The sequence below is a fragment of the Methanohalobium sp. genome (assembly GCF_018609725.1).
GTDB lineage: Archaea > Halobacteriota > Methanosarcinia > Methanosarcinales > Methanosarcinaceae > Methanohalobium.
In genome coordinates, this window is sequence record NZ_JAHENT010000110.1 from 1 (window position 1) to 3741 (window position 3741).

General features: G+C 39.8%; 8 protein-coding genes. All 8 read left to right on the top strand.

The window, feature by feature from the left end; translation table 11 throughout:
- The coding region (locus QZ276_RS07360) for a hypothetical protein (protein ID WP_292486708.1) at positions 1 to 401 on the top strand (401 nt) is incomplete at its 5' end.
- A gap of 11 nt (positions 402 to 412) precedes the next feature.
- Entirely contained in the window at positions 413 to 715 is a 303-nt protein-coding gene (locus QZ276_RS07365; RefSeq protein WP_292486711.1) for a DUF6706 family protein, read from the top strand.
- Positions 709 to 1026 carry a hypothetical protein gene (locus tag QZ276_RS07370; RefSeq protein WP_292486714.1) on the top strand — a complete coding sequence of 106 codons (318 nt, stop codon included), beginning with the start codon at positions 709 to 711 and terminating at the stop codon, positions 1024 to 1026. Before QZ276_RS07365 ends, QZ276_RS07370 begins: the two co-directional genes overlap by 7 nt.
- Entirely contained in the window at positions 1001 to 1453 is a 453-nt protein-coding gene (locus QZ276_RS07375) for a hypothetical protein (protein WP_292486716.1), read from the top strand. Before QZ276_RS07370 ends, QZ276_RS07375 begins: the two co-directional genes overlap by 26 nt.
- Positions 1450 to 1842, top strand: coding sequence for a hypothetical protein (locus QZ276_RS07380; protein ID WP_292486718.1), 393 nt, complete (start codon positions 1450 to 1452; stop codon positions 1840 to 1842). The genes QZ276_RS07375 and QZ276_RS07380 overlap by 4 nt, the downstream gene beginning before the upstream one ends.
- Before the next feature lie 5 nt (positions 1843 to 1847).
- Positions 1848 to 2405 (top strand): hypothetical protein, encoded by a 558-nt coding sequence (locus tag QZ276_RS07385; protein WP_292486720.1) that lies wholly within the window; start codon positions 1848 to 1850, stop codon positions 2403 to 2405.
- Positions 2406 to 2448: 43 nt separating this feature from the next.
- Positions 2449 to 3003 (top strand): hypothetical protein, encoded by a 555-nt coding sequence (locus tag QZ276_RS07390; RefSeq protein ID WP_292486722.1) that lies wholly within the window; start codon positions 2449 to 2451, stop codon positions 3001 to 3003.
- Between the two features lie 258 nt (positions 3004 to 3261).
- On the top strand, positions 3262 to 3741 hold a 480-nt coding region (locus tag QZ276_RS07395), incomplete at its 3' end, for a phage tail tape measure protein (RefSeq protein ID WP_292486723.1).

The following is a 3741-nucleotide window of genomic DNA, read 5'->3' on the forward strand; positions in this document are numbered from 1 at the left end:
ATACCATTACTCCGATACTGTATGGTGGTACACAAACCACCAATGTGAATCTTGGGTTGCAGCAGGTAAATGCTTATCTGCAAAGTATTGATCTGCCTCCCATCACGATTGTCGACCAGACGGTTCAGTATGAGGTGGAAGGATCAAGGACTTCTGTTAACCCGTGGGAACAGTATCAGGTAGCAGGTCTACCGGCCATGAGGTTGGGTGATATGCTTAATGCACCTATTGCTGAAGAAGGTAACGTCAAACAGGCTATCGAAAGTAAGCGAAGGAATGTATTGCTGAAAAAGTATTCAACCGAGGATCCGTTTGCAGAATTCACAAAAGGGTTAACCAATTCGTTCCCCAGGTTCCAGCGAGCGAATGAAGTTTACCTGATGGATGTATCGACCACTTAATATAGTGAGTTATGACTAATAAAGAAGCTCTACTTTCCATGCTACCTGTTAAGGTCAACGATGACCTTATTACAAAGACTTTCAATGAACAGGATATGAATGAAGGAGATACTTACTCTCCTGATGATGAAAAAGACTTAGACATGGTTTATGTGGAGCTTCTTAATTTTGTTATCAATAAACCGGATATTAGTGAAGGTGGATTGAATGTAAAAGTTAACCGAGGGCTTTTGTTGAGAGAAAAAGATCGTGTTCTTAAAAAACATGGTATCGTTGGAGAAGGTAATATAAGCAATGGAACCTACAAATGGTAGACCAATATCCGCATAGTGCAATAATAACCTATACTGAAGAAGGTAGTTATGATGAATCAACCGGGAAGTATAGCGGTGGCACAAAACAAACGATTGATCTGCCTGAATGTAGGTTTGAATATCAGGGAAAGAATTATCAACAAAACGAGAATGGCGATATAGAAGGTTATGATTACATGGTTTATGCACCGGTTTTTGATGATGAAATTAGGGATTACTCAACTATTTACTGGAATGAAGAAGGACGTTCTTTGACTGTGAAGCATACAGAAAAATATCATTATCATGCCAAAATCTGGGCTAATTCCTGATTGGACTGATGCTCAACTTGAAAGAGTCTTTAGTCGATTTCAAGGTGATGTCAGGAAAACAGCGATTGAATTTTATAAGTATATTGGGGAAAACTTTGTCAGGGTAGCACGAGAAAAAGGTGATTATACTGACAGAACCGGTAATCTTAGAAGTTCAATTGGTTTCGTTGTCGTAGAAAACGGAGAAATCTTATACGAAGATTATCAATTAGCTGACAAGGGAAGTGATAAAGAGACAGGTAGACAGGTAGCACAGGAATTTGCACAGAGCATGTCAGGAGAAATCGAAGGAATAGGTTTGATAGGATTCGCAGGAATGGAGTATGCAGGTTATGTTGAAGCCAGAGGGTACGATGTGATAACCGGATCAAGCCCAACAGTAGAAAAATTGATGCGGGAAACACTTCAGGAAATGAAGAATGTATGAAAACCAATATCGACATCAAAGATAAAGTATTTGAAGCCTTAAATGTTTCCGATGTTACAGATACCATTGAAGGAACCCTGTATAATGGAAAGCGTCCGGCTACAAAAGAAATTGATGAAGATATAACTATTGTACCCCTTCCAACGGACAGCGAATTCGTGCAAAGTGCTACGATCAATGTGAACTGCTATGCCAAAGATATTGTTGAAGGTGTTCCTGATTACAGCAGATTGAACATAATTTTTGGTAAAGTAGAATCAGCACTTGACAGTTATTCATCAACTGAATACTTTGATATTGATATAGCTTCACAGCATATCATGGATGCTGAAATAAAGGGATGGAGTTTTTTGAACGTCCGATTAAATTGTAAAATACTAAAATCTTAAAGAAAATGCCAGCAACAAAATTTGTTAATATAGGAATAACAGGTGGTGTAAAAACCAAAGACCCTTCAAGTGATGGGTTAATGCCTGACATGAGTACGGGAACCACCGATATAACTAAAATCGTGGAAGATTCCGTTACTTTTGAAGTAAATACGTCGGAGAATTTCTCTATAACGCCACAGGATATGAGTTTGCCATGGCACATAGGAAACCCCGGGTCAATGGATGCAACTCTGAGTTTGCAGACTTACAATTATGATCCCAACCTGTTAGTGCTTGCGTTTGGTGGTAATGCTATTGATACCGGTTCAGATGGAATAGAAGATGAATATGAAGCACCAACTACCGGATTTGACCTTACCTACAAAGCATTTCAGGTAGAAGGTGACACGGTTGATGGTTACAGGCTATCAATACAGATTCCCAAAGCGGCAGTTAGGGGAATTGTCCATGCACAATTCGGCAATAGTGCGGGGAATGTAGAGTATAGTTGTCAGGTAGTCACTCCAGAAGATTCATCTGGCGTCTTACAGCCACCGTGGTACGTAAGAATGTTGAGTTAACAAAAAGCCCCGTAGTCTGCGGGGTTTTTTAAAATTATATCGTATGTCAGAAGAGAACTTTGCCAGAAAGGTTAATAGTGCTTTACAGGAGGAGTCCATCTCTTTCGATGTTACAGTAGATAAACCTACGATTCTACATAAATTAGGAATCCTAAAGAAAAAAAAGACTTTCAGGATTGACCCGCCCCCATTGAGAATGTTGGCAAGAATAAGTGAGGAGATTGAAAAACTTCAATTTGCGGATAAGAAATTTGAAGAAATAAAAGATGATGCTAACATCTTTGATGTGGTCAGGGAGTTTATGCCTACCGTAAAAGATAATTACGAACACGTTTTAAGGGCGATTATCATAGCGGCCACGAACAAAGAACCATCGAAGAAAATGATGAAGTTCTTTGGTGACAATATGCGTCCTAAAGAAGTGTATGATATTTCTGCATTATTGATACAGAAGTTTGACCTCACTTTTTTTTTACTCAGTTTGGCCTGTCTAAAGGGAGTAAACGTGTGGGGAGATTCAACCCGTTCGAGTTCATCGGAGGAGCAATCAGAGCAGGATACAGCCGAGAAGAAGTCCTCGACAGAATCCCCTGGATAAACCTTGTTCTGGAATTAAGTTCTTCTGCTCCTGACATTGACGATAAAGAAGATAAAAAAGACCATCAGGGTACTGAAGATATTATAAAAATATCCGATAAATTTCAAAGTCATGGCAGTAAACATTCACGGTGACAAAAGTTTGATGTTCAAAACCGGAATTGATACTTCCGGGGTACGGCAAGGCGCTCAAAAAACTAAAGGGGTACTTAGCAATCTCAAAAAGTGGGTCATGCGTTTGGGTATCTTTGCCGGTATCATGGCAAGTTTAAGTAAACTCAAAACAGAAGTATTTGACTTTGCCAAAAAGTTTGAGCAGGCCATGACCGAGGTTCGGACTATTAGTAAAGAGGTTGATAGAAACTTTGAGCAATGGTCACAGCGTATTACAGACCTTTCAACAGAAGTACCGGATAATGCAAATAAATTAGCTAAAGGTTTATACGAAGTTTCATCAGCAGGCTATGAAGGTGCTGAAGGTTTGAATGTATTGGAGACTGCTTCCAAAACGGCTGCTGCCGGAATGACAGATACAAAAACAGCAGCTTCCATGTTGACCGCTACTATGAATGCTTATAACATGGAAGCTGATAGAGCAACAGAGGTAGCAGATAGTTTATTTGCCACGGTAAGCGGTGGTATGTTGAAAATGGAAGGATTATCCGGTCAATTTGGTGAGGTAGCCGCAGCAGCATCAGCTATGGATATTTCCGTAGAAGAAGCATTGGCAGCCGTTCAA